The sequence below is a fragment of the Demequina sp. NBRC 110054 genome, from assembly GCF_002090115.1.
GTDB lineage: Bacteria > Actinomycetota > Actinomycetes > Actinomycetales > Demequinaceae > Demequina.
On sequence record NZ_BBRK01000004.1, the window covers coordinates 932,239 to 958,126 of the forward strand.

Genomic DNA, 25,888 nt, shown 5'->3' on the forward strand with positions numbered 1-25,888 from the left:
GTGATCCGTACTCGTGTGTCAGTACCGGTCGGCGCGGCCCATATCCGGGCGCGCGCGGCGGATCATGTCATCGAGCACGTCACTCAGGCCATGTGCTGTCGACGCACTCAAGGGTGTGTCTTGTCCGTCGGTGACGACCATCACCGCAGTGCTGCCTGCGAGTGCATCGCGCAGCCGCACCGTGTCCTCCAGTCGCGTCGTGTCCACCGTCAGCACTGGCAGCGGCCTGAGCGGTCATGCCCCGATCGCGGCATCGGGCACGGACGTCGCCTCGGCCTCGACAGCCACGACCGCGGGACGACGCCCGAGCACGCGCTACGATGGCAAGCCGTGATGTGCGGATGCCGCTACCGCTCGACGGTGGCCGCGGTGAGTGCCTCGAGAGCATCGCGCGGATTCGTGAAGCGTCCAGCAGGTGCGGGCCCGTCGAACACCGACACCGACCACGCGCCGCCTGCAGGAGGAATCCACGCAACAGCCTCACCCGCTACGGTGCGCACCACCCACTGCCGACCACGCAGTTCTGCCACTAGACGTTCCGATGTCATCACGATCACCGCGAAAGCATCGCCCTGACCACTGACGCCGCCCGGGGCGACAACATGCGACAAGTGGGCTTGCACGCTTCCTGGTGAGTGCGGGAACGCGGTGGGGTTCCGTAGCCGAGCAACTCCTGCACGGAAACGTGCGCTGCACACTGTCGGTAGCAGGGCCTCGGAGTCGGATGGCGCGCGCTCGTTGGGATTTCGCAAACGCCGCGATCGCTCACTGGGAGGCCCTGCGCACATGCCGGTCACCACAAGTGCGGTTGGCGAAATCGCCGCCCGCAGCGTTGCTCGGCAGATATCGCAGCCGCTCAGCTAGTCCTGATCGGCCTCAGCGAGGCGCTCGAGAACGTCGGCATACTCGTCGGCTACGGAGCGCGCTGCCGCCAGCGCATCCGTCTCCGTGGCCCCACGCTCGGCGACGCGCCCTGGGTCCATTCGCTCCACAGGGACGGGCGTCTGCGGCGCGAGGTGAGACAGCATGCCCCTCAGACCGGAGGCGTGCCCCTGCTCCTGGCTCTCGTCGTCCACGGCTCCATTGTCAGCGATGGATGCGACGATGCGCGAGATGCCCGGACCACAGAGCCTCTACTACGCCTCAGACCCCCTACCCTTTGGTCCGCCTCGATGCGATCGTCGCGTGGTGGAGCAGATGCCTGACGGGATGCTCAGGGCGCGAAGAGGCGAGTGGTTATCCGAGCCGGTCGAGACTATCCCGCAGGTCATCACCACGGTCGCGCAGTTCAGGCCCACAACCGCCCCGTGACGATCTCATATGTCGGTGAGACGATGGGTGTTATGAGCACCGAGGATGCCGCAGAGCCGGTGGTGGAGATTCGCATCGTCGCCGGGGTGCAGCCCTCAGCGCGGGAGCCGATCAGTGCACGTGAGCGGGAACTTGAGGCTCAGATCGACCGTGTGTACGCAGAACGATTCGGCTCCGCCTAGCGGTCAGCGCTCGTGCACGACGACCGGCAACGATGTCAGACGATGGTGCGACGATGGCCGCATGGAGAAGCTGACCGCGTTCGCATGGCATGTCGAGAGTGGCATCTGGCATGTCGAGATGCCGAGCATCGACGTAGCGACGCAGGCCCTCACCGAGGCCGACATCGCCCACATGGCCGCGGACGCCGCAGCATCGCTGACTGGTACGCCCGCGAGCGACTTCGACGTGGTCGTCTGGAAGCGAGGCGACGGGCCGCGCAATGACGACCGACAGGATCCGACCAGCGAAGCCGATCTGCTCCGTCAGTTCGAGCAGTCGCAGGCGAATGCCACCGAAGACGCCGCTGCGAGCAGGACGCGCACGTGGGAGGACGTACGTGCCGAGTCTCTCGCGGCGATGACGCCCGCAGAGCGCGCGGAGTACGACGCGACTTACGAGGCCTTCACCAATACCGACGACACCGCGACGCCTGGCGACAGCGACCTGGTCCGCCAGTTCGAGGAGGCGCAGCGACTGGATCGCGAGAGCGGTGAGCGAGAGGTCTGGGATGCGGTCGCGGGCGACATGCTCGCCCGGGAGCCGTGGGCTGAGGGGCTGACCGCCGAGGAGGCGGCGGCCTACGTGGCTGAGGCTGACCCCGGGTGGATGTCTCCCGAGGTCATCTCTGACTACCTGAAGAGCGGCGGCTCCTACGACGAACTCACCGAAGCACAGCAGGCGCAGGCACGCGAGTTGTGGTCTGCGCAGATGACGGAACGGATCGCCTCGCTCGATCTCGCGGCGGATTTCGAGGCGGCAGGCAGACAGTATTCCGAGCTCGACGAGGACGGCAACGTGGTCATCCGCAACGCGCAGCCAGCCGAGACAGCGGGCGATGTCGACGATGGCACAGACGACCCACTGGACACGATGGAGCGCGTGCGTCAGATCCTGCGACCGCTGGCACGCGAGGGTGTCGTGCTGTGGTGGATGGACACCCCTACCGACGTCCTCGACGGGATGACTCCCCACGACTGGATCGAGGCAGGACGCGACGCTGACCGGGCGATCGACTACGCGAACAAGACCGCGTTCGTGTGGAGCGTCGGCGAGAAGGAGTAGGCGATGGAGGAGCTCAGACCACTGCTGGACGCGCTACAGGATGTGTCCGCGGCGACGGTGGAGACCCCGAACGGCAAGGTCGTGCTAGGCCCGCAGGCAGTCGATTCGCTACGTCGTGTGATCGACCCGTACATCCTGCCCGACCCGATCGCCGACGACTATCGGCACATGGTGCACATCGGCGCAGACGTGTGGTGGCGGGCGCTCGACGCGCGCATCGAGGCGTTCAACAACGACCAGGACCCGGTCATGCAGGGCATCATCGCGACGCTGCGGCTCCACGACTGGACGGACCCGACGATCGCCACCTGGCTGATCGCGGAGAATGTCAGCCTCGGCGGGATGTCACCAGACACGTGGCTGCAGTACGGAGGAGACGCTGCGCGCGTCGAACTACTGGCGCACCACCAGGCGTGGGAGAACGACCAGTAGTCGCGTTGAGGGGCTGTTGTTGGACCTCGATGTGGCGATGGGCTCAAGAACCAGCGCGATACGGCCAGTGTTCGTGTCGGGCGTCGACGCCACGACGGACTTATGACCAGCGACCGTAGCTGCCGCGCCAACGGAACAAGACGTTGGGTCTACGACGGGGTCAGCGGAACAAAACGTATCGATACTCGGGTTCGCGACGGAACAGAACGTGCCACGTGATGGAGCGTGGTGAACGGATAGGTGACGACCGGATTGCGGGGTGCCGTTCTTGCGGGCTGCGTCTTGGTGAGCGGAGGTCGTGTCGAACCTCAGGACGATTCGTTGGATGCCGGCCTGGCTCCCGGCTCACATGGTCGGCGCGCACGCACGGCTGGTGCGTCGACCACGCCTTCTGCCGCTAGCGGTCAACAGAGCGTCTTTGCTGCTTGCACCACAGGCGCATCCTGGTCGAGTTCCCACCACTCGCGCTTGGCGATCATGTTGACGCCCCGGACGCAATCGTCGCCAATGTCGAATCGCTCGCAGATCAACGCGCGCCGACGTTCGATCGCCTCTTCTGTCGCCCTTATTAGGCGGTCCCCCTCCGCCAGGCGCTGAATAGCGTTCGCAGGCGTGCCGCTGTTCCGCGCGACCGCCAACTTCGTGGCGCTGTCGCCCGTCCCGGCTAGATCTGAAAGCGCCTTCGGAGGGGTGCGGCCGTTGCCTGCGACGGCCCACTTGACGCCTTCGTCCTGGTCTTTCGCAAGTTCGGACAACGTAGCTGCTGGCACGACGGTATTGCCAGCGACCTGCGCCCTTACGGTCGGATTCGCGTCTTGAGCGAGGCCTACGAGGACAACGACGGGAACGTTCGCGTTGGACGCGACTGCCCACCTGACGTCCTCGGTCGAGTCCCTTGCCAGGCGAACGAGCACTCTTGCGGGAGCGTTGGCGTTGCCCGCCACGGTCGCCCTGACGAATTCGTCGCTATCGTCGGCGAGGCTCAGCAGGGACTCTTCGGGCGTGTTCACGTTCCCCGCAACGCTGCACCGTACGTCGTCGCTGCCGTCTGAGGCCAGTTCCGCCAAGACACTCGGGCCCGTAGCAGGAGAACCAGCAACTTCAAGACGATCTTCCAGGTCAGAGAGATGATCAGACTTCACGACGATTAGCCTGGCCGACCAGGCTTGCGGTCAATGGCAGGCTCGCCGAATGCTGAAATGCGGAAGGGGTCTGCCGTGCTGGTCGGTGACAGCGCGTCTGGCAGGTCAGATCAGATGTCACCAGTCAGTGCGGCAGACCCGCAGAAGCCCGGGCAGCTGCGTACGAGTTGCGCTGCGCTTGGACGACTGACGGCGCGACTGAGCGCGTCGTCGGAACTCATCGACCCGTCGAGACGGTGACGAGAAGGCAGCCTGCGCGGCGGTTCGGCGTCGATTACCTCCGCCCCGGAGGGACGCCCTCCACTGCCAGCGATCGACGAGTCGTGATGCTTCTCTCGCGCTAGTTTGCTGCGGCGGCGCTGCTCACGGTAGGCGAGTCCAGGCGCTCCAGATGGGCTGCGATGGCTGACTTGGGGTTCTCGGCCGCGCCCGAAACCATCTCGTAGATCGCGCGACCTCGTTCGGTCGCAAGCAGTAGGTCTTTGTCGCGCTCGCAGTGCGCCTTGAGTACCTGGTTGACGACGCCGACGTTCACGCCGTTGCCCATCTGCTTGTAGGTGAGCGCGTCGCGCTGGTCGCCGAACGTGAAGTTGTCGGGCAGGCCCTGGAGGCGAGCAGCCTCACGGGCGGAGAGCTTGCGACCGATGGGGCCGATGATCGGGGTCTGCGTGATCGCGACCAGCGCCGGCAGGTGGGTGGGGCGCTTCACTCGCAGGCCCGAAGGTCGCAGCGAGATCACGCAGTCCCACATCGACTGCGCGTCCTGCGCTTGCCACTCAAGTTTGCGGCGCGACTCCGGGAACTCACGGACCTCTCGCAGCCACTTGTCGAGATCCTTCGCGCCCAGGAACTCGCGAATGCCGTCGTAGAGGTCGAAGTTCTTGCGCAGGAAGTCAGCCTTCCATGCCGGTGCGCCGTCGAGCAGATGTTCGCGCGCGGCCTTGCTGTTCACCCACGCGTCCGTCCACACCGGGTGGCCCGGAAGCCGACGCGGCGGCTCGCCCGTGAGGCGCGCCTGGTTGGCGCGCCAGGCACGCATGAAGGCGACCATCTGCTCCCAGTGGTCGATCCACGTGCGCTCGTCGGGCGAGATCTCGGTACCCGGAATGGTCGCGGACTTGTCCATCGGCAGATCCTCGATCAGGTTCCACTCACGGTGCATCAGCGCGTGCTCGGGCAGAGCGACAGGCTCAGGGTCGGGGTCCATCACCATGCCCTCGGGCACAAGCGTCGCGGTGATGAACACGCGCTCGCGAACCTGCGGCGAACCACCGAACTGCGGGGCGATCAGGTGAGGCGAGAAGACCGCACTCTGCTCCGCAACTTGGTAGCCAGCGTTGCGCAGGTGCTCGATGATGACCTGCCACTCGTGGCGGTGGCGAGGTCCCGCGAGGTTGCGAACGTTCTCAAGGCAGATCAGCGTGGGCTTACGCTCCCTAACGATCTTCTCGATGTTCCAGAACAGGGTGCCGCGCACCTCGTCCATGCCGCGCTGTGCTCCGGACTTGGAGAACGGCTGGCACGGGAAGCCGCCCGTGATGACGTCGTGCGCGGGCACGGTCACAGCGTTGTCGTTGGCGTCCTTGGTCACGTCCCCAAGTGCCGGGTGCTGCCAGTTCGCCTGGTAGACCGCTGCGGCGTGCTTGTCGATCTCGACGGCGTAGGCATGCTTGGCCCCCATGGCCGACAGAGCGGCTGCGAACCCCCCGATACCTGCGAACAGGTCGGCGAAGGTGATGGCGTCGGAGCGGGACTCATCGGGCATGGCAGAAGCTTACGTCCTGCCACTGACACGGACCAACTGCCTCTCCGAGCAGGCCCAAGAAGGGCCGTGCTCACCCTCGCCGCATGCTGTATCGGACGGGGCAATCGCGACGCCGTGAAGTTGCAGATTGCCCGGAGGGTCGATGGCGTTCCGATGGAGTGTGAAGGCGACGCGCATTCTGCTGGGAGTCCAAGTGGGTTCTTGCCCAATCGAGCCGCCACACGCGGAAGGTACTTCCAACTTGGAATCGTCGAGCACTCGGTTCTGCACAACGTTGGCTCCGATGCAGCCCACGAACGGCCTCAAATCAGAGCCAGGAGGTGCGCAACGACCGACGCGGTCGCTCCGCCGAACCCAGCGGACGTCATGTCCTGCGCAAAGTCACGAACCCTCGCGCGTCGATCCTCCTCCGACGCTGAGCTGCGTACGAAAGCCTCTATCTGCTCGAACTCGTGTTGAAATGCGTCTGGAACGTCCTGGACTGAGATTCCCCGAGAGCCAATGAACACGTTGCCACCCGCGACGATGTTCCCGTTGCCGGCGACCGAAATCGCCCCGCGATCTACGGCTACCACTGTGTCACGTCCCCGCCCCCGATAACATTGTCGTTGCCGTAGTTGACGATGCCAGGACCCGATTGCGACTTCTGTGCCGTCCACTCGTCGAAGGACATGGGATCGCCCTGGAGTGCGCGTCTGAGGACCTTCTCGATGGTCATTTCATTGAAGTCGGAGTAGCCAATCAGCATGTCGGCGAAACCGCCACCCACCGCGCTGCCCTGTCCAGTTCGTGAGACGCCGAGAACGCAGCGGTTCTCCGACTTGGTTTGGAGGAACCCGCCAATGGCAGACGCGTATACGACTGGGAAGTAGTAATCCTTCCCGCGGTCAAAGCGCATCATCTGAAGGCCGGCGGTCTTGGGGAACTCCGCGCAATACTCCGCAATCTTTCTTCGAATCTCCCGGTTTGAACCCTGCTGTCCCTGCATTCGAAAACTGATGTCGGAGCAGCGATTGTAGATGGCGGTGGAGAATTCCATTGGCAAACCTCCGGGTCGGAGACAGGCGTCATCGCGACTGTAGCAGCGCAGCGCTGCCCGCGGCAGGTCGGGCAACTAGTCGGCCGACTCGGGTCGCCGATTGCCCGGAGAGGAGAGTGCATTCCTTCGCAATGCGGAGGGGACGCGCGTGCTCTTGAAAGTCAATTTGTGGCCACGTCTGATAAGAAGATCGCCATGGGGCATCTGGACGTTGATCAGATCTTGCGCGACGGGTCCGTGGTCGAAGATGTAGATACAACTCTGACGCCTACTGAAAAGCGACGATTGCTGCTCGATGCTCTCCCTGGGGCGAGGGTCGAACGGTTCGCCGGAGCGCAGGTCGTACGATTTGGCGATCACGTGATTCTGAGTGCGCAGGTGACGCATCTGGGGTTTCCGTGGCCCGAATTCAAGAAGCGCATTCAGATTCCACGGCGATGGGTCGAGGTGCACGATGCGGTGATTGAGGACGGCCTTGTGCCGCGATTCGTCGGCATCTACAACTACCGCGACGTGATGGTCTTCTGCGACTTCGACCCGAGCACTTACGTACGGCGCAAGGCGAACAATTCAGCCGCGCACGTTGCGACGAACGACCTGTACAAGGCTCAGACCGCAGGAGTCTTCTCCCGTACCGACAGCAACAGCAACCACCTGACGAGCGTCCGCTTCGATCTGTTCGCTGGCTACCTCGGCGGAAGCGTCCGTGAGGAGCACCCGCACCTCGAAGTGTTCGCACGCTTCAACGCCGACTTCTTCTCAGGGAGGCAGTTGCAGGCACTCACGGCCGTCCGCGAAATGCACGCTTCCCAGTGGCGCGACACGATGCAGCCGGAGTGGGCAGGCTTCTATCTGGAGTACAGATTCGATGAGTTTGCTAGACGTAGTGGCGCGGACCGCCTCGTCGCCTTCCAGAAACTGAAGGGCAAGCGTGGCCTCGACTACGACTTGGTCTTCAAGGATCACGACGGCCTTGCCTACTACGGCGATCTCAAGGCCTCCAACATCACGGCAAAGGAAGCGCCCGGAAACGATGCCGAGGACCTCAGGAACTGCATTCGAGACTTCGGCCGATTCTGGTATGTCATCTACGAACACGAGACATGGCACAGCCGGAACGAAGACGATCTGCCGGTCAAGGAGTGGAACGCTTGGAGACGCTCTGTCGGGCACATTCCGCAAGGTGGCTACAACGAGCTTTCATACAGGGGCAAGTTCAAGTCCGCGGTTCGCTTCGTTGGGATGAAGATCCTTGAGGTCAACGAAGCGAACTTCCATGTGGTGCTTGGAGACTTCAACCAGGGGCATCAGCCCAGTGGTGCCGACCGGGCCCTGAAGGTCATGATTTCCAAGCGCAACATCGACAACTTCCTGGTCTACTCGGATGGCATTGCCTAGGCCTCAGCCGCTAAACCGGACCGGCTCTCGTTCCGACCGGTCGACGGGGATGGGCTGAAGCCAGACCGTTGCAGCGCGCTACTCGGTCTCCGTCTTGATCAGCTGTGCCACCGCAATGAGTACTTTCTTGAGGCCCTGCGCCGTAACGGTCGACCCTGAACTCCAGTCTGCTGGCTCCCAGCTCATGCCAGCGCGTTCAACGATTCGCTTGGCGACGACAGGCATGGGCCCCTTGGTGGATACTTCCACGCGCTTCGCGGCCTCCTCGAACGCCTTGGCGGGGATGCTTGAGCCCACTCCAAGTTCGAGCTCGGGTGCGATGTCCAAGAGTTCGCAGAGCCCCTTGAGGAACGCTCGCTTCGTAGTCGGAGGCGGCTCGTTGAAGAAGCTCTGATACGCCAAGTCGAAGTCATCAACCGACGTTGGGTCGTGACCTGCGATCTCCGACTGTGCTCTGGCGGCACCGCCATCGGAGTCGGGACAAGGTGGCCGCCGTGCAAGACGCAACAGCGCAAGTAGCGAGTCATCTCCGACAATCGTGTACCTGCTTGTGCCTGACTCCGGCTCGTCGTCTGTGCCGAGACCCTGCACGTCGATGCCTGCCGCAGACAGTTCCGCTAGCACGTCTCCCGCTGGCTCAGTATCAGTGGGCTTGCGGTTCGCCGGTGTGGGTGCTTCCGAGAAGTGGGATTCAGCGTACTCAAGTGCAGCATCAACCATATTGGCCTCTGCCTGGCTGTTTTCTGGGCCGAGCAGCGCGGGCAACGCCTTTCGCGCCACTCCTTGCTTCCCAGGTTCCGTCGATAGGGCCAAGTCCATCGCCCACCGTGCGCGCTCCCACCACGCGGTGCGTCTCGCGGCGTGGTTCGCGTCTTTCGAAGCGCGCAGTGCTGAGTAGGCCGCGATCAGCGCGCCAACTATCGCAATCAGTGCAGCCATCGGTGGGCTCAGAAGGAAGTCCCGCAAGAATTCGGTGTCGACCACGAATGGCGGGAGAAATCCACGAACCAATGCGCCAACAATCGCGCTGGCTACTGCGATACCGGCAACTCTTCGTTGCTTCGCCCATGCCGTCCGAATTGTGGTGCGCCGCTCTTCGCTTCTGGACTCCACAGATCGCTCCTGTGCTTTGGCTTGCCGGAAGAGTTGGACTCGATTGACACGACGATCCTGAGCCCCTGGTGGCCAATCTACAGATAGGGGGACTGCCGTACCGCCAGGTCACAGGGGCCAGTCACGCGGCGCGGGCCACGACGGTTGAGATCCCTTGCTGGCGATGATCACACCTGGCGGTTCCGACCGGGAAGCAGCCGCTGCTGGGTTCAGGCGGAATCGGGTCAGATCCGTGGGGGACCTATGCAAGGCGGCGGCGCACCTGCTCCACCTGGTCGGCGAGCCAAGGGAAGTCGTAGGTTTCCCACGGGATTAGGTGCACGTCGTGGCCCTTTGCACGGTTGTGTTCGCGGCACAGGGTGAGGCCGTTGTCGGGTCGAGTTGGTCCCCCCAACGCAAAGGGGAACATGTGGTCCACTTCAAGCGGCGACCCTGAGCAGGAGTAGCCCCAGACCAACTGCGACTGACAAGCGTGCCCCGGACCGCTCCGGAAGAGTCGAGGTCCCCTAAGGTCGGGGAGGCCATCGGAGGCATCCTCTAGCCATCCCGGGTGCACAAGTACTAGACCACTCACGATCCTGTCGGTCGACGTTTGGTATCGCTCGTAGGCGTCGATCCATGTTCCGGTGAGCGCAGCCTGCAGGACCTGGAAATAGGTCTCAGCCCTGGCTATCCGTGAAGCGAAGTCGATCGGGCCGGTCATGTCCAAGTGATTTCAAGGGTAAGTGGCGAGCCCTTGACGCCCCCATATAGCGAGGCCTGAATCTTGAGTTCGATGCGACCCGGCCCATCAGGGAGAGTGATGCCGCGCTTCAGGGCTTTCGGAGAGTACTGATCGGAGAACATGTCGCGGCTGTCTCGGGTGTCCACCTGGCCGACGTTCACCGTCTGAGCCGAGAGCTTCAGGTGACGCCGGCTGCCGAGGTCGATCTTCTTTACGCCGCCGGTTACGTCAAGGGAGTGCTCCTGTCGCCCCGGCTTGGCGGGACGGCCCTTTGGCGTCAGGTTCGACGCGGTGAACGAAATCGAAGCTTTGTCTCCTCGAAGGAAGGTGGGGATGTCGGCTACCCCTTCCGGCAGTGCGCCCGCAGCGAACACCTGCTTGAAGGTTCCCTGGGCAACATTCTTCGAGAGGGTCCCAGTGTTGCCGCCCGTAGTTACAACCCAACCGGTGAAGTCCCAGTTGGCCGTGGTGAATCCAAGCTTGGAAAGGAGATCGTCCCACCCGGTGGGAGGAGTTCCCTTCTCTCGTAGGTAGGTCAGCACACCGGTGACGTAGCCCTCCTCCATGTACTTCTGGCGCGCTTTGGAACCGCCGAAGAATGCACTCTTGTCGTTGGAACTTGTATCGGCTCGGCCGAGAGCGAGGAGCGAGAGTGCGAGTTGCTCGGCGAGTTCCGTCGGAGTCAGCAATGTAGTGCCCGCCGCTGGACGACCGTAATAGTGGGCTCGAACGAGGTCCTTGAGTTCGATGCAGTTGAACTGAAAACCACTATGGATTGCCGGTTTGCCCCCGAGCTCCGGGTTGAACTCGATCGTGTCGAAGAATGGATTCACGACGGGAGGATCCCCGAACTGCTGCGTTCGGCAGAGGTCGGCTACCGCCTTCATCGCCTTCCAGTCGGCCGTCGTGTCCGTCTCGTAGGGGCCGAGTTTGAAGGCAAACTGAAGCCACTCGCTGTGTACATGCTGGAGGGGAGTGGCGAGCGTAGTTACCTCTGCGAAGATCTTCGCGAACTGTTTCGGGGCGTACGCGTTGAGCGCGTCGCCGTGCAGGAGAACGAGTGGCACAGGGTTGCTGCTGCGAGACGATTTCGACAAGCCCAGAACTCGGTGCTGGCCGTCAAGGATCCACAGAGGCTTTGGACCACTTCCCGAAGGAACCGCAACCGCGATCTCGAAGACCTCGGTGTTCTGTCCGTTGAGATTCTGCTGAGTCACAACCACCGACTCTTGCTCGCTCACCGCGAGCAGGACCGGGTTAGGCATGAGCTCCGAAGTCTGGGAAAATTTGTCCTTGATCTTCTCGATCTTGTCTTTGATCGGGGGACGCTGCCAGTCCTTCACGGGGTCGCCGAGGATATTGTCTGCGATCCGGTAGTTTTCGGACTGCACGGTGAAACTGGGGACGGCCGCGATAGGCTCCAACTCAGCCGCAGATAGGAATCCCAGGTAGATCGGGTACTTCTTGGCCCCATCGGCAATCTCGGTGCGCAGGGCTTTGATTGTGGGCATGGGGCTCCTCCGAGCGTGCGGGCTTTGGACTGAATCTAGTCGCACCGTCGCGTGAACGGTCGGCAATCTGGACGGGGCTCGGTGTGTCTAGGCGCGCCGGACCTATATGCGCGATTTGCATTGCAACTCGAACGGGTCCAATTTAGGGCGAGGCGTGGATGGTTGCCTTCACCTTCGAGCTGTCTCCCATGCTTCCGCGACGCGTTCAAGGAACTCGCCGTTGCGAAGGCTCTGGTTGAGGGTGGCCACTGAGTGCGCGAGCAGGATCGCTGCCGGAGCGTCGCGTTTGCCCAGAACGTTCAGGTAGTCGAGCAGATCGAAGTACGGGACTGGCAGGGGCCGCCTATTGGCGGTCATCTCCTGGACGCAGTACTCCTGGGCGAGGGCCCTGGGGTCCGAAACGTTCCGTGTGATCCGCAGCCGTGTGCGGACCTGGTTGATCATGCGTCTCTTGTTCGCCGGTGTGAACCCAAGCCTCAGGTCGTCGGCTACGGACTCGAAGACTGCCTCAACATTGAGGGCTACTTCTGCCTGCCATGAAGCGCGTCTGCGTGGGTCCCGGGATACCGCGAGTGCCTCACGGACCAATGCACTCAGGGCGTCTTCCATTCTCTGCGCGAGGGCGGCTGCAAGCGCCTGCCAGTCGGGTGCATCGCCCACGTGCGCGCTGTAGTAGTGATTCGCTTCTTGGTTGTCGCTATGTTGTGCGGCCGTTCGCAGGCGATACAGGTGCTTTTCGACACTGCGAGCCGGGTGGTCACGAGCGGAGGCCGTGAGGAACGCTACGTCGTCTCCGATTTCTTCACGGTAGAACTTGGAGTAGTCGCTTACCAGGCTGTCGAATTGTTCGCGGCTCTCGCAACGCGGGGTCAGATCTACGCCGGTGCCGAGAGAAAGGCCCGACCCGGTAGCAAGCCTCTTCGCTTGGGACAGATCCTCCAGGGGTGATGTCATGTCCGGGCCTGCCTGCGCAATGCGCTCCGTGGCTCGGCGACAGCACCTCGTGAGAGCTTGAAGCCAATGTGGAACGCGGGCAGTTGCTGGCCACGTGCGAACTCGCCCGTCGTCGAGAAGAGGCGAGGTTCAAACTTCACCCTCGTAGAGAGTTCGTTGACCCAGACCAGCCCGGACCTGCCATCTGAGGATTCGACTCGGCCCGTGAAGGTCTCGGGCTCCATGGAATCTGAAGCGAGCACATATGCCGTGTAGATGCGTCTTGAGAGTTGTCGAGTCAGGTCACCGACCTCTCGGAAGTGCCGAGACGCTTCAGGGAAATTTCCCGCGGAAAACTCTGCAATCGCCTGCGCGAAGCGGAGCCGGTAGATGTCCGGGAGTCCCGCGTCTTCGATTTCAGACGCTAGGAGACGCACAAGATCAATCTCGCTTTCATTCAGGTGAATGAGGGCGCGATCACGGGGAAGCAGCCGTTCGTCAGCAATGGACTTCCATGTCAGGTCGAGCATGAGTTGGGCGCAGCGCCAATCAGTTCGCACGGCCTGATGAGAGTTCCGAAGCAGTTCCAGAGCCTTGCGCTCACCTTCAGGGCCCTCCTTCGCGTCAAACTGCGCAAGGAAGAATGTGGCTGCCGGGTCGAGATTCCCTTTGAGGCTGTCTAGGTAGGCGAAGACTTCGTCGTCTCGTCCAAGTAGTTTCTGAAGTTCAACACCCCGCTTGTCGAGTCCGGCTAGCTGGCGGTCATTGAGCGATGCGCGGTCGATCGACTCAAGGGTGGCTACGGCGTTCGCGAGAACATCAAGACGCTCGCTGGGCGAGAGCGTGCCAGCCTCAACTGCCAACTCAGTTGACCATGCGAGCACGTCAATGGGGTAGACGTTCCCGGGGTCGATGGACCTGGCGTCAAGTACGGCATGCAACACGTCGTCCAGTCGGTGGCCCAGGCCGTTGAGTTTCTCATGGTTCGGACTCTTCGTGTGTTCGTAGATGATTGCTCCGAGCGTCGACGCGAGCTCGACGGCGAGCGATAGACGCATCAGGCCGCGGGTTGCTGGATCGGCAAGCACATCGTCGAGGACTTCCCTGTTGTACTCCAGGTCCGTCACCCGCTCTTCGCTCGTGCCGCGCTGGGCGTTTTGCCGCCAATGGACGTCGCCGCGCGTGAATGCAGACTCCTGCAACACGAGGCGAGGGATAGACCGACCACTTTCCTCGCGTCGTGCGCGTAATGCACCGGCGACTGTCCCGAAGTGCGGCCGGTACTGTGACCGCTCGGAAGTCGGGCCAATTCTCTCCAAGAGCGACACAAGGAACTGAACCTCGTCTGCCCCGCCGGAGAATCCGTCGGTGACCCGGACGTTTCGGATCGCCTGTCCAACTACCTCGATTTCGACTTCAAGAGGAACCTCCTCCCTTGCGAGGAGATCGGCCTCAAGGTGTGAACGCACGCCCAGGAAGAAGTCGCCGTTATCGTCGTCGATTTCTCGGATGATGTCGGAAGCGCTGAGCGCGTCTCGGACGCTCTGTGAACCTTCGTGGCCGAGAATTCGCAGCGCGAGATCCAAGGGAACGGGGACGCCGTGCTTGCCGGCGACAAGAACCAGGGTGGTGACCTTCTGGATTGGTGCCCGATCCGAAAACGCCTGCTCTCTGATGGCGATGGTGTCCACTTTTTCGGGCAGCAGATCGCGCCATCCGAGGCCGGCGGCGAGGAAGGCCTCCTGCATTGAAGTCAACCGTTGAGAGTCAGAGTCTTCGTCCCGGCGCTCGCGGGCGAGTTTGGCCATGCTCTTCTCGGCAGCACGCATCTCGCGAGCCAGCCCACCGCGTAGTTGCCGTTCGGTCTCAGGGAGTGTGCGATACAGCAGAGCGAGAAAACTTGTGTCGAGGAGACCCTGTGGTCTGCTTGCCGGTATTCCAAAGGAGTCGAGAAGCGTGACTAGTGCATCGGTTTCGACGGGGGATAGATCGATCGGTGCTTCGATGATTGTTGAGGTAGCGCTCTCGCTCCTGTAGGCGGAGCCAATGACGAGGAACTTTCGTCCTCGCGCGTGTAGTTGCCGCGAGAGAGCTTCGTACTCTCCTGGATCGACCATGCCGTCCCAGATAAGAATCGTTGCTCGGGCTCCTTGGTCCTCAGCCCAGGCTGCGAACATGTCGAGGTCTTCGACAGACGGCCGAACTGTGCGGCGTGATTGATGGAGTACCGCGTAATCTCCGCTGCGTGCCAACTCGACAGCTATTGCGGCCAGCGCGATGCTCTTCCCTGAAGCGGTTTGACCGGCCAGGACTATTGGCGAAGGGAGTTCACGATGCGCGAGCGCGCTCGTGGCTGCTTCCAGGAGTAGCGCCTCGAAGTCTCGATGCAGGTACATGTTTGCTGCAAGGCCCCGCCACCGCGGCACGCCCTCTGTAGCACCAACGAAACTTCGAAACTCCTGGTATCTCGCGGCATCCGAACTGAACACTGGCGGAACTTGGAGGTCAAGGTCAATCGGCCTCGCGGACCGTCGTACTTCGTTCCAGGTGTGCACGTCGACCGTGACGAAGCCGTCGCCGAGGGCAATCCTGTGTGGATTTGCGGCAGCGGTAGTGGCAACGTCCTTGGTGGCGGCTCCGGACTCTTCGAGCCACACCATGTACTGCTCTAGGGATTCTTCGTGAGCTACCAGTTGACCGGACTCGACGAACGCCTTGACGAGGGCGTCGTTCAGCCACGCTGAGGCAGAGAAGAGGTGCGCTTGACGCGTGCCCAGGAGCCCCCAAGTGGGTGCCAGGTCTCCGACGTCAAGGGCGTCGTCCGCAGACCATTCCTCGATCAGAACCGTTCCGCGTGGAGTCACGGTTTCGCCAGCCAACCGGGCAATTTCCTGATTGCTCCGCATTCTCGCAGTGGTTGCCTGTACGGCGGTCTTCGCGGGCTGCTCATCCTCTGGGAGGTGCGGAGCGCCGAGCAGATAGCGAACTTCAAGGGCCGTCTGGCTTCGAGACGGGCTCGTGCGCATTGCGCCATGTGCCGAGACCGTGCGCCAATCCGCCTTGAAGGCCTCAGATACGGCAGGGTCCGTAGATGACGTGTAGATGCCGTTCCACGGGTACGCAAGAGAGGCTTCGCCCAGTGTCTTGACTCCGCCCTCGCCGAGGACCAGGAACACAGGCCCGCTTGCGAGTTGTGCGGCGAGTTGTCTCGCCCCAGGGTTGAGACCAGGCAACTTGACCCCCTACGAAGATGTCGGCATACGGCGCGTCCCGGTCAGCGTATCCATCTGCAAGGCACTTGCGTGAGTAGAAATGCGCTGCTGACGACTATCCGAATACCTGACGGACTCTGCGCGCCCCTTCGGAGTCGAACGGTGCCCAGTCCACGTGTTGGGACCATGTCCGCTGATAGTTGGCGAGGGCGTCCTCAAGAGCGGCTCGGTGACTGTTAGCTGGCAGTACGAAGAAGAACCGTGTGCTGCCTCGGCGGGCGATGACTGCGCCGAGTGGCTCGATGCCTGTGCGTGCGTGCAGTTCGCCGAGTCGCTTCGCGACCTGCACAGATACGCCACCCGGCGTTCGGTCTGCATGGTGGTAGACGACCAGGCTCTGCCCTCGCGTGGTGTAGTCCGCTAGCTCGTCCAAGAGCGCGTACTTGACGGTCTTCGCGCCCGCGGGAGTCCGCCGAATCCCGTTGTCTGGATCGGCAAACACGAGATTGCACCCAGCCAGGCGCTCCAAGGCACCGTGGTGCCACGTCGCACGTGCATGTGGGTGCTCACCCACCTGGGTCGCATACGTCGTGGATCCCGAGGGGAGTGTGCCGGAGGCCTCAAGGGCGGCGACCGACCGTCCTGTCGCGACCACCGCTGAGAGGCTCGTCATGAGTTCTGTGTCGCAGGCACGCAGCGCCTTGTGGAACCTGCTGGTCGGGCTCAAGTACGCGATGTGCTTGCCGTCCGCGTTGTGAGACTCATCTGGGGCGAGATACCAGTTCACCCCCAACGCGAGACCAGATCCGTGGACGAGTGCCCGAAGAAGGCCCAGCTTCATGAAGTCGCCGACATCGCCAGCGTATCGATCCTGCATCCCCCCAATGTGGCAGAAGGGCCAGCGGGCCCGGTCCAAGGGCAGCCGGCGCGTCCAACCGCGGCAGGCACACGGGAGTCTGGGGTTGGTGAGTCTTGGTTCGCAGGTGCGGCCAAGGGGCGGCCAACACCCGGTTTGCTGCACGGCGCGCCTGGTCACTTGCCACACCCTGGGGGCGTTCGGGGCGGGTTACCGTTGGCGCGGGCACGGGCAGCGGGCACCACGGGTATTGCGCGACACGCCGGGCCGCGGGCGATTCTTCGGGCGCTGGCGCTTTCATCGCCTACCACCGTTCTTCCTTCGGGGCGCACCCGCCCCACGGGGCTTGTGGACGCGCTCTGTAGCAGCGGCGATACTGCGCAACATGGCTCCGACAGGGTCCTGGGAGTGCGATGGTTTGCGGTTGCAAACTACCTGGTAAAGCCTTGCTTACGAGGTGTGGTAGGCGAAATCAGACCCCGAGCCGCGGCTAGAAATGGGGGCATGCTGGTTCCTGGCTGCCAGGATCGGTAGCCGAGCCAAATTCCGACAAGGAGGGTGACAGATGAGTTCCACGCCGATGATTGCCGATGGTTGTCCCGAAGCGGAGATCTCGATCGCTGAGTACCTGCACGCGCAGAAGCTCTGGATCACTGCGATGACCGAAATGAAGCGGCTCAATGGAGCTCTGAACGTCGCGAAGGCGAGCGGCCACGCCGGCTGTGCTGAGCGCATTGACAGCACGCTGGATCTCCTCCAGGGCGCGATTGAGCAGTTGGATGAGGAGGTCAACAGGCCGGTCAGTTCCCGTGGCCTGGAGGCCTGCGGCGGCTGCTGCGACTAGGGTCGGCCTCGGCGCGCTTACTCTGGATGCGGCGCGCCAGTGCTCTTGCCGGGCTTTGTCCGGTGCCCCCTCTCCGCTCGGTCCTTGCGGAAGTCTGTGGGGGTCGGTGGGAAACGGACATCCTTCTCAAGGGAAACAGACAAATCGCCCAATCGTGGTACGTAGGTCGCCCCTGGTATTTTGCGGCTAGAGGGGCTCGGCTCGAATAAGCCGAACCAGCCACGTGAAAGAAGGCCCCCGAGAGATCGGGGGCCTTCGTCGTTCCCGGACGATGCGGGTGCCGGCGGTGCGATAGTTTCGCCTGGGCGCAATGTGACGCCCGATGGCGAGGACAGGCGGCGAGGAGGGCGGATGCTTCCCGAGCTCTCGGCCGCCGCCTGGGTGCTGCTCGTCGCCGCGGCCGCGGTGGTCGGTGTCTCCAAGACCGCGCTCCCGGGCGCGAGCACCCTGTCGATCGCCGCGTTCGCCGCGGTGCTGCCCGCGCGCCAGTCGACGGGCACGGTGCTGGCGCTCCTCATCGTGGGTGACGTCTTCGCCCTGTGGGCCTACCGCAGGCACGCCGACTGGAGGGCCCTGATCCGTCTGGCGCCCGCCGTGATCGCGGGCGTGCTCCTCGGCGTCGGCTTCCTGGTGGTGGCGGACGACGGCGACGTGCGTCGGGTGATCGGCGTGACGCTCCTGGCCCTCATCGCCCTCACGCTGTGGCGGCGCCGACGCGACTCGACGGATCGACCGCACGGAGGGCGGATCCTCTATGGCACGCTGGGCGGCTTCACCACGATGGTGGCGAACGCCGGCGGCCCGGTGATGTCGATGTACTTCCTCGCGGCGCGCTTCCCGGTCAAGACCTTCCTCGGCACGGCGGCCTGGTTCTTCGCGATCGTCAACGTCGTGAAGCTGCCGTTCTCCCTCTCGCTCGGCCTGCTCACGCCCTCGGGCGCGCTGCTCGACCTGGTGCTGGTGCCCGCGGTGCTCGTCGGGGCGCTCGCCGGAAGGAGGCTCGCGGAGCGGATGAACCAGGCTCTGTTCGAGAACGTGGTGGTCGTCCTCACGGTGGTCGGCGCGGTCTACCTGCTTCTCTGATCGGCGGTCCCTGGCGCCTCTTCCGCCCTCCTAGGATGAGGATCATGATCGAGCAATGTCGCTCCCATGACTCCGCCGCACCGCAGGACCCGCGATGACCCGCCCCTGGATCACCGATGGGCGGCTGCACTTCGCCGTGGGCATCGAGGACACGTTCGTCCCGCAGACCGTCGAGGGCGAGCGCCCGATCGACGAGTACGAGCTCACCGAGCACTACGCGCGCGTCGAGGACGACCTCGGCCTCGCCAAGGACGTCGGCTGCGACCTCGTGCGGTGGGGCGTGCCCTGGTACCGCATCCAGCCGGAGCCGGACCGGTGGGACTGGTCGTGGCTCGACCGCGCCATGGCCCGCTTCGGGGAGCTCGGGCTGTCGCCGATCGTCGACCTCATGCACTACGGCACGCCGCTGTGGCTCGAGGGTCAGTTCGACCACCCCGACTACCCGCGGCTCGTCGCCGAGTACGCGGCCAAGGTCGCCGAGCGCTACCCCGACGTCGCGCGCGACTTCACGCCGGTCAACGAGCCGATGATCCACTCCCTGTTCTGCGGCGAGTACGGGTACTGGCCTCCCTACCTCGCGGGGGGCAAGGGTCTCACCCGGATGGCGACCCAGCTCGCCGACGGCTTCCGGCGCACCCAGAACGCGATCGCAGACGTCGCCCGCGAGGAGGTCTCCTTCGTCCATGTGGACGCGGGCATGCGCTACGTGGGCGACGTCGACGCTCCGGAGCACGCCGAGCACGTGCGACGCCTCACCGAGCAGGTGTGGCTCGTCGAGGACCTGGTCACGGGCCGCGTCGACTCGAGCCATCCCCTCGCGGGCTTCCTGCTCGAGAACGGGGCGGACGAGGCGCTCCTCGCCGACCTGGTCGCGCACCCGGTCGTGCCCGATGTCATGGGCGTCAACTACTACCCGCTGCACTCGACCGAGGTGTTCGAGGCGGGCGTGCATCACGGCGGCGGCTTCGCCGATCCGCGTCCCACACGGGACGATGGCGCTGCCGGGCTCGCGGAGCTCCTGCGCGAGGCGAGCACCCGTTACGGCGCCCCGGTGATGATCTCCGAGACCTGTGTCACCGGCTCGGTCGACGCGAGGTCGCGCTGGATGACCGAGTCGCTCGACCTGGTCGCCGACCTGCGCGCGGGCGGCATGGACCTGGTCGGCTACACGTGGTGGCCGCTGTTCGACATGTACGAGTGGACGTATCGCCACGCGACGGGGCCTCGCGCCGATCACCTGCTGACGATGGGGCTGTGGTCGCTCGAGGAGACTCCGTCGGGGCTCGAGCGGGTGCCTACCGATCTGGTCGCGCAGTTCGCGCGCCACGCGGCCGAGCCGCGCTTCCAGGGTCGCCAGGCGCTCGGGTAGCGCGGCCTCGCGCGCGGACGATGCCTCGGTCGGCGGGACGATGCGGCCGTCACCTGGACGTCGGGCGCGTCACGCGGGGTGGATGTCTCGCCTCGTGAAACGCTCCACGCCGGCTCCGACCAGGGCGAGAGCGACGGCCGTCATGACGACCAGCGGCGTCCAGTCCATCGCGTCGGCGGGCAACGTCGGCGTCGCGGAGAACGGGAGCAGGTTCAGCGCCCAGTCGGGCAGGTTCAGCGCGTCGCCGATGACCATGATCATCCACAGCGCGCCGATCACGGCCCAGGACAGGGCGATCGCGACGCGTGGCAGGTAGCCGAACAACGCGACCGCGAGCCCGACGATCACCATGACCGCGGGCCAGTACGCGAGCGTGGCTCCGGCGAGCCGCAGCGCCTGGGACGAGTCGCCGATCGTGGAGCCGTAGCTCGCACCCAGGAGCCCGCCGCCGAGGGCGAGCAGCACGAGCGCGCCGACCGCGGGGATGAGGAGCCGCATCATGACCCACCGGGTGCGGGACAGTGCGCCCGCGAGCTGCGGTTCGAGGATCCCGGTGGCCTCGTCCGCCCGCAGCTGGGTCGCGGATTGCACCGCGAACACCGTGACGAGCAGCGCGATCATGCTGCACAGCAGGCCGACCAGCGCGTCGACACCGGCGCCCTGGAGCATCGCGGCGAGGTTGCCGCCCGCGGAGTCGAGCAGGTCGGTCATCTGGTTGGCGACCGAGCCGAACATCAGTGCGCTGAGCACGACGGCGATGGTCCAGCCGATCATAGGTCCTCGCTGCAGGCGCAGCGCCAGCCCCAGCGGCGACGCGTACCGCGCGGGTGCGCCGGACGGCCCCGCCCGGTCGGGCAGCAGGCCCGCGCCGTGATCTCGGCGCTCCTCGAGGAGCCACGAGGCCGCGAGCAGCGCGGCGGTGAGCAGCAGCATCAGCCCGAGCGGCCACCACCGATTCGCTCCCCACGGCGCCATCTCCTGCCCCCATCCGAAGGGGGAGGCCCATGTGAGGGCGCCGTCGCCGAGATCGCCGATCATGCGCAGCACGTAGAAGCCGATCACGACGACCGAGCCGAGCGCGTTCGCGCCTCGCGAGGTCGACGCGACCTGACCGACGACGGCCCCGACGCCGATCGCGACGATCCCCACTCCCGCGAGCGAGGCCCCGAGGACCCACGACCCCGTGGTCCCCGCATCGTCCGGATCCAGTCCGACGGCGATCGAGACGACCGAGACCGCGAGCCCGACCGCGGCGGACAGCGCGGCGAGCACGAGCCACGTCGCGACGGCCTGCGCGTGGTTGCCCAGCATCCTCGAGCGCAGCAGCTCGGTGCGCCCGAGCTCCTCGTCGGCCCTGCCGTTGCGCGTGATGAGGAAGACGACTCCGAGCGCGAGCGAGACCGCGAGCGTCATCCAGATCTTGGTCCACACCGCGCCGCCGAGAGTGTCCGGTGCGGCGGCGAGGCCGGTGAGCGCCTTGATCCCGGGATTGTCGGAGATCGCGGCGAAGTCGTCGAGCGACTCCTGGGTCGTGAACACGGAGCCGAAGTAGTCGGCGATGTAGGCGAACAGGCCGACCAGGGAGACGAACCACACGACGAGCCGCACGCGGTTGCGCCGCACCATGAAGCCGACGCTCGCGCGCAGCCCCGCGAGCGCGCGGGCGGGGGGACGATGCGTCGCCCGGGTCGCGCCGGGACGATGCGGGCGGCTCGGAGGCGCGGAGGCGTCGACCCGGGTGCTCATGACCGACCGCCTCCCTCGAGCGCGGCCAGCTCGTCGCCGTAGTGGCGCAGGAACAGGTCCTCGAGCGAGGGCGGATTCGCGACCAGGGCGCTCGGCCTCAGGCGGGCGACCTCCGCGAGCACGTCGGGCAGCGAGTCGTCGTCGACCGCGAACGAGGTGCGACCCTCCTCGGTGGCGAGGTCGTGCACGCCGGGCAGGGCGGAGAGGCTCTCGGCGCCGGAATCGAGCACCGCCGTGACCTGCGTACGCGTGAGGTGCCGCAGCTCGGCGAGCGTGCCGGACTCCACGGTCGCGCCGTCGCGGATGATGACGACCCTGTCGGCGAGAGTCTCGACCTCGGTGAAGATGTGGCTCGACAGCAGGACGGACCGCCCCTCGGCCTTGACCTCCCTGATCGACTCCTGGAACGCGGCCTCCATGATCGGGTCCAGGCCGCTCGTCGGCTCGTCGAGCAGCAGCAGCGGGGCCCGCGAGGCGAGCGCGGCGACGAGCGCGACCTTCTGGCGGTTGCCCTTCGAATAGGCGCGGGCCTTCTTGGTGGGATCGAGGTCGAACCTCTCGAGCATCGTCCGCTTACGCGCCGGGTCGAGCGGTCCCGACAGCCGGCCCAGGATATCGATGGTCTCGCCCCCGGTGAGATTGGGCCACAGCGTGACGTCGCCCGGCACGTACGCGAGGTCGCGGTGGAGGCGGACGGCGTCGGCCCAGGGGTCCCCGTCCAGCAGCCGGACCGTCCCGGCGTCGGACCGCAGGAGCCCCAGGAGCACGCGGATCGTCGTCGTCTTGCCTGAGCCGTTCGGCCCGAGGAAGCCGGTGACCTCGCCGACGGGAGCCGCGAGGTCGAGGCCTCGCAGCGCATGGACGCGGCCGAAACTCTTGTGAAGGCCCTGGATCTCGACTGCCATCGCGGTGCTCACGGTCGCGCCTGCCTCTCAGCGAGCGCTGCGCGCGCGGGTGCCGGCGGGACTCGTCGGCGAGCGCTCCACTCCTCCATCATCCCGCGCCGAGCAGGGGTCTCGCACGGGGAGCACGCGCCGGCGGTCGCAGCGCCGAGGGGTGGTGAGCCGCGACCGCCGACGCGTGGGTCTCAGGGGGCCGGGGTGGCGACCTCGAGCGCCTCCGCGTCTCGCGAGTCCCTGGCCACCAGCAGGGTCACAGGCCCGTGGGGCGGCACGACGGCGCGGCGGTCGGGATCCCAGCCTCCGGCCGGCAGCAGCGACACCGGGACGGTCACATGTGTCGTCGCGCCAGCCTCCACATCCGCGACCTGGAAGCCGACAAGGTGCTTGCCTCCGTCGGCGCCGACGGCATAGACCTGGACCACGTGGCGGCCCCGGCGCGCACCGACGTTGGTGACCGCGACGTCGATCTCAGCCACCGCATCGTCCAGGCGCCGGACCCCCTCGACCGCGACGTCGAAGTCGGTGTACGACAGTCCGTGGCCGAACGGGTAGGCGGCTGCCACGCCGAGACGGTCGAGCAGGCGCTGGCCGTGCCAGCGGTCGTAGGTGATGCACGTCGCGTCGCGGTCGAAGAACGGCAGGTGGTTCTCGGTCGTGGGCACGGCGAACGGCAGCCTGCCGCCGGGGTCGACCTCGCCGAGCAGCACGTCGGCGAGCGCGTGGCCGCCCTCCATGCCGGAGTACCAGCTCATCACGATGCCAGGGACCTCGTGGCGCCAGGCCTCGGAGATGACGGCACCGGCCGCGACCATCGAGACGATCGTGCGGGGGTTGGCGTCGGCGACCGCGAGGATGATCGCCTCGTCGACGGGCCGGAGAGTGAGACGGATCCTGTCGCCGCCGTCGGCGACCGAGTCGCCGCCCGCGACGGCCACGAGGAGCGGCTCCTCGGGGTCGGCGTCCGGGCGCGGCGGGTACAGGCTCTCCACGTCGGACGCGAACATCGCGCTCGCGTCGGTGAACTCGCCCTCGTCCTTCGCGGTGAATCCGGCGACGACGATCGCGGCGTCGCAGTCCTTCGCGACGGTGGCTGCCTTCACGGGATCGTCCTCGAGGACCTCGACGATCTCGACCCCGGGGAGCGCAGCGCGCAGCCCCTCGAGGGGTGTGACGACCGTGGGCGCGTGCACGTCCGACGAGCCATGATCGCCTGTGTTGGCCATGTCTGCGAGGCGGCCGATCACGGCGACGCGCTTCAGGTCGGTCCGGTCGAGCGGGAGCACCGGGGCGCCGTCCACGTCGTCGTTCTTGAGCAGCACCATGGAGGTGCTCGCGGCCTCGCGCGCGAGCGCGCGGTGCGCGTCGCACGCGATGACCTTCGTGCTCGGGATCGGGGCGTCGTGCGAGGCGTCGAAGCGCAGCTGGGTCGCGAGGATCCGCACCCCCGAGCGCTCGACCGCGGCCCACGAGGTCTGTCCCTGCGCGAGGCCGTCCTCGAGATCCCGCGCCCGCTGCTGTCGGAAGGGCTCCTCGACGTCGAGCCCCGCCTCGAGCGATGCAGCGGCGTCGCGCAGGCCGAGGATGAAGTCCGAGACGACGACGCCCTCGAATCCCCACATGTCGCGCAGCACGCCTGTGAGGAGCTCGGGGTTCTGGCCCGCCCACTCGCCGTTGACCGAGTTGTAGGAGGACATGAGCGCGTCGGCGCCCTCGTCGACGATCCGCTTGAAGTGCGCGAGGTAGATCTCGTGGAGCACGTCGTCGTCGGCGACGACGTCCACCTGGAACCGCGCGTTCTCCATGGAGTTGAGCGCGAAGTGCTTCGCGCAGGCCATCACCTGCTCGCGGACGCCCCGCGTGAGCGCCGCGCCCATCTCGCCGAGCACATGCGTGTCCTCGCCGTAGGTCTCCTGCGCGCGTCCCCACGCGGGGTGGCGCAGGAGGTTGACGCACACGCCCGCGAAGAAGTTCGCTCCCTGGGCGCGCGCCTCGAGGCCGATGGCCCGTCCGATGCGCTCCTCCAGATCGAGGTCGAAGCTCGCGCCGCGCGCCATCGAGACGGGGAAGGCGGTCGAGTGGCCCATGACGATGCCACGCGGGCCGTCCGTGAAGCGCAGGCCGGGGATGCCGAGCCGAGCCACCTCGCCATGCACATACGGCACCGTGTTGTAGCCGACGTGCATCATCTCGTCCATGGCTTCCCAGAACTCGCGGTCGCCGTCGAGCAGGCCGAGCCGCTCGTCGTCGTTCAGCCGGGCGTAGAGGCCTCGGGCCTCGTCCTCGGCGGAGGCCCCATCGCGGACCGCGGATACCGCCTGCGGGTAGGCCTGGTCGTCTGACATCGTCGTCACCTCTCGACTCCTACTGACTACTTACTTAGTTGTCAGTTGTGGCGACCGTAGTCCTACGGTGACGCTGTTCGCAAGAGGGTGAAGGGACGATGCGGGGGCTGGGGCGGGCGGGGCGGTGGAGCGCCGCTACGGGGTTGGGGTCCGGGCTGGAGCTGCGCGTCAGCGATGATCGCGAGGCTAGCGAGCGAAACCGTCGAGGCCCGCCGAGGCTGCGATCCACTCGGCGACGAGGTCGAAGTGTTCGACATCCCGCAGCCACTGCACCTGGAGTCCGTCCATGAGCGCGAGCACCTGGCGGGCGAGCCGGTCCGGATCTGGGGCATCCGCGGCGAGGGCCGCGAAGTTCCCGAGTCCCTCGCGCTGCCGCGCGAGGAAGTAGCCGTGCGCGGGGTGGCTCGGCTCGAGCGACTCCGCCTCAAGCACGCTGTACAGCCGGACGATCTCAGGCTGGCGCGCATTGCGCCGCACAAGCGCGTCGCAGAACTGCGCGAGCGAGACGTCCGCGATCACGCTCACGTCGCCCGAGGCGGGTTCCACGAGCACGGGCCTGTCGAGCTCCGCCGCGATCGCCTCCGCATCGAGCCGGTCGCGATGCTCGAGGACCTCGATGAGCAGGCCATCCTTCGACCCCACGTGATAGAGCACGCCCGCGACCGTCACTCCGCACGCCGCGGCCACGTCCTGGATGGACGTGCCCCAGAAGCCGCGCTCCGCGATCAGCGCGGTCGCCGCGTCCACGATCTGCGCCTTGCGGTCCGCACCCGAGAGTCGCTGGGCATCCCGGCCGCGCGTCCGGGCCCGCGAGGGGGTCGCGGGGCGGGAGGTGTGGCTCATGCGGTCATGCTAGCGAGGCTCCCGCAAGCGTCCGGTGCG

The 25,888-nt window shown here is 65.5% G+C and carries 23 protein-coding genes; 8 read left to right on the forward strand and 15 right to left on the reverse strand.

The features are described from left to right. Positions 1-18: 18 nt before the first annotated feature. A complete protein-coding gene (locus B7K23_RS04315; protein ID WP_143338078.1) occupies positions 19-207 on the reverse strand; it encodes a hypothetical protein in 189 nt (62 codons plus the stop codon). On the opposite strand from B7K23_RS04315, the gene B7K23_RS16025 reads away from it, so the two are divergent. After that, the gene (locus B7K23_RS16025) at positions 200-334 is read left to right on the forward strand and encodes a hypothetical protein (RefSeq protein WP_255376286.1); all 135 of its coding nucleotides are present in this window, start codon (positions 200-202) and stop codon (positions 332-334) included. The two genes, B7K23_RS04315 and B7K23_RS16025, sit on opposite strands and share 8 nt — an antisense overlap. A 526-nt stretch (positions 335-860) precedes the next feature. Here B7K23_RS16025 and B7K23_RS04320 read toward each other — a convergent pair. Further along, on the reverse strand, positions 861-1,076 hold the full coding sequence (locus tag B7K23_RS04320) for a hypothetical protein (RefSeq protein WP_084125159.1): 216 nt from the start codon (positions 1,074-1,076) through the stop codon (positions 861-863). Positions 1,077-1,343: 267 nt separating this feature from the next. Here B7K23_RS04320 and B7K23_RS15660 point away from each other — a divergent pair, with 267 nt between their 5' ends. The 3 genes from B7K23_RS15660 to B7K23_RS04330 all read left to right on the forward strand — a co-directional run bounded on the left by B7K23_RS15660 (position 1,344) and on the right by B7K23_RS04330 (position 3,027). Continuing rightward, positions 1,344-1,493, forward strand: a complete 150-nt coding sequence (locus B7K23_RS15660) for a hypothetical protein (protein ID WP_159451307.1) — start codon at positions 1,344-1,346, stop codon at positions 1,491-1,493. A 61-nt stretch (positions 1,494-1,554) separates the two neighbouring features. Then, positions 1,555-2,595 carry a hypothetical protein gene (locus B7K23_RS15815; RefSeq protein WP_200809763.1) on the forward strand — a complete coding sequence of 347 codons (1,041 nt, stop codon included), beginning with the start codon at positions 1,555-1,557 and terminating at the stop codon, positions 2,593-2,595. Positions 2,596-2,598: 3 nt separating this feature from the next. Beyond that, positions 2,599-3,027, forward strand: coding sequence for a hypothetical protein (locus B7K23_RS04330; RefSeq protein ID WP_084125160.1), 429 nt, complete (start codon positions 2,599-2,601; stop codon positions 3,025-3,027). Between the two features lie 404 nt (positions 3,028-3,431). Here the strand turns inward: B7K23_RS04330 and B7K23_RS04335 are convergent, their stop codons facing one another. The 3 genes from B7K23_RS04335 to B7K23_RS04350 form a co-directional block, all read right to left on the reverse strand. Further along, a complete protein-coding gene (locus tag B7K23_RS04335; RefSeq protein ID WP_143338079.1) occupies positions 3,432-4,169 on the reverse strand; it encodes a hypothetical protein in 738 nt (245 codons plus the stop codon). A gap of 340 nt (positions 4,170-4,509) precedes the next feature. Continuing rightward, positions 4,510-5,934 (reverse strand): DNA (cytosine-5-)-methyltransferase, encoded by a 1,425-nt coding sequence (gene dcm / locus B7K23_RS04340; RefSeq protein WP_084125162.1) that lies wholly within the window; start codon positions 5,932-5,934, stop codon positions 4,510-4,512. Positions 5,935-6,502: 568 nt separating this feature from the next. Continuing rightward, on the reverse strand, positions 6,503-6,973 hold the full coding sequence (locus tag B7K23_RS04350) for a hypothetical protein (protein WP_084125164.1): 471 nt from the start codon (positions 6,971-6,973) through the stop codon (positions 6,503-6,505). Between the two features lie 195 nt (positions 6,974-7,168). Between B7K23_RS04350 and B7K23_RS04355 the strand changes: the two genes are divergently transcribed. Next, entirely contained in the window at positions 7,169-8,371 is a 1,203-nt protein-coding gene (locus B7K23_RS04355; protein WP_084126137.1) for a hypothetical protein, read from the forward strand. 78 nt (positions 8,372-8,449) lie between these two features. On the opposite strand, the gene B7K23_RS15400 is transcribed toward B7K23_RS04355, so the two are convergent. The 6 genes from B7K23_RS15400 to B7K23_RS15410 all read right to left on the reverse strand — a co-directional run bounded on the left by B7K23_RS15400 (position 8,450) and on the right by B7K23_RS15410 (position 16,741). Beyond that, positions 8,450-9,484, reverse strand: coding sequence for a hypothetical protein (locus B7K23_RS15400; protein WP_143338080.1), 1,035 nt, complete (start codon positions 9,482-9,484; stop codon positions 8,450-8,452). 241 nt (positions 9,485-9,725) lie between these two features. Beyond that, positions 9,726-10,187, reverse strand: coding sequence for an HNH endonuclease (locus tag B7K23_RS16115; RefSeq protein WP_084125166.1), 462 nt, complete (start codon positions 10,185-10,187; stop codon positions 9,726-9,728). After that, positions 10,184-11,719 carry a hypothetical protein gene (locus B7K23_RS04370; RefSeq protein WP_084125167.1) on the reverse strand — a complete coding sequence of 512 codons (1,536 nt, stop codon included), beginning with the start codon at positions 11,717-11,719 and terminating at the stop codon, positions 10,184-10,186. The genes B7K23_RS16115 and B7K23_RS04370 overlap by 4 nt, the downstream gene beginning before the upstream one ends. Before the next feature lie 168 nt (positions 11,720-11,887). Then, on the reverse strand, positions 11,888-12,673 hold the full coding sequence (locus tag B7K23_RS15405) for a hypothetical protein (protein ID WP_143338081.1): 786 nt from the start codon (positions 12,671-12,673) through the stop codon (positions 11,888-11,890). Continuing rightward, entirely contained in the window at positions 12,670-15,558 is a 2,889-nt protein-coding gene (locus tag B7K23_RS04385; protein ID WP_234996417.1) for a hypothetical protein, read from the reverse strand. Before B7K23_RS04385 ends, B7K23_RS15405 begins: the two co-directional genes overlap by 4 nt. Before the next feature lie 421 nt (positions 15,559-15,979). Further along, positions 15,980-16,741, reverse strand: a complete 762-nt coding sequence (locus tag B7K23_RS15410; RefSeq protein ID WP_143338082.1) for a hypothetical protein — start codon at positions 16,739-16,741, stop codon at positions 15,980-15,982. A gap of 544 nt (positions 16,742-17,285) precedes the next feature. On the opposite strand from B7K23_RS15410, the gene B7K23_RS04390 reads away from it, so the two are divergent. The 3 genes from B7K23_RS04390 (at position 17,286) to B7K23_RS04400 (ending at position 20,016) form a co-directional block, all read left to right on the forward strand. Next, the gene (locus B7K23_RS04390) at positions 17,286-17,564 is read left to right on the forward strand and encodes a hypothetical protein (protein WP_084125170.1); all 279 of its coding nucleotides are present in this window, start codon (positions 17,286-17,288) and stop codon (positions 17,562-17,564) included. Positions 17,565-17,915: 351 nt separating this feature from the next. Further along, positions 17,916-18,647: a sulfite exporter TauE/SafE family protein gene (locus B7K23_RS04395; RefSeq protein ID WP_084125171.1), complete on the forward strand. Its 732-nt coding sequence runs from the start codon at positions 17,916-17,918 to the stop codon at positions 18,645-18,647. A gap of 94 nt (positions 18,648-18,741) precedes the next feature. Then, positions 18,742-20,016 (forward strand): family 1 glycosylhydrolase, encoded by a 1,275-nt coding sequence (locus tag B7K23_RS04400; protein WP_084125172.1) that lies wholly within the window; start codon positions 18,742-18,744, stop codon positions 20,014-20,016. A gap of 69 nt (positions 20,017-20,085) precedes the next feature. Here the strand turns inward: B7K23_RS04400 and B7K23_RS04405 are convergent, their stop codons facing one another. The 4 genes from B7K23_RS04405 to B7K23_RS04420 form a co-directional block, all read right to left on the reverse strand. Further along, positions 20,086-21,762 carry an ABC transporter permease gene (locus B7K23_RS04405; RefSeq protein ID WP_084125173.1) on the reverse strand — a complete coding sequence of 559 codons (1,677 nt, stop codon included), beginning with the start codon at positions 21,760-21,762 and terminating at the stop codon, positions 20,086-20,088. Further along, positions 21,759-22,667 carry an ABC transporter ATP-binding protein gene (locus B7K23_RS04410; RefSeq protein WP_084125174.1) on the reverse strand — a complete coding sequence of 303 codons (909 nt, stop codon included), beginning with the start codon at positions 22,665-22,667 and terminating at the stop codon, positions 21,759-21,761. Before B7K23_RS04410 ends, B7K23_RS04405 begins: the two co-directional genes overlap by 4 nt. Positions 22,668-22,849: 182 nt before the next feature. Further along, positions 22,850-25,006, reverse strand: coding sequence for a glycoside hydrolase family 3 C-terminal domain-containing protein (locus tag B7K23_RS04415; protein WP_084126141.1), 2,157 nt, complete (start codon positions 25,004-25,006; stop codon positions 22,850-22,852). Positions 25,007-25,192: 186 nt separating this feature from the next. Then, on the reverse strand, positions 25,193-25,849 hold the full coding sequence (locus tag B7K23_RS04420) for a TetR/AcrR family transcriptional regulator (protein WP_084125175.1): 657 nt from the start codon (positions 25,847-25,849) through the stop codon (positions 25,193-25,195). Between the last annotated feature and the right edge of the window lie 39 nt (positions 25,850-25,888).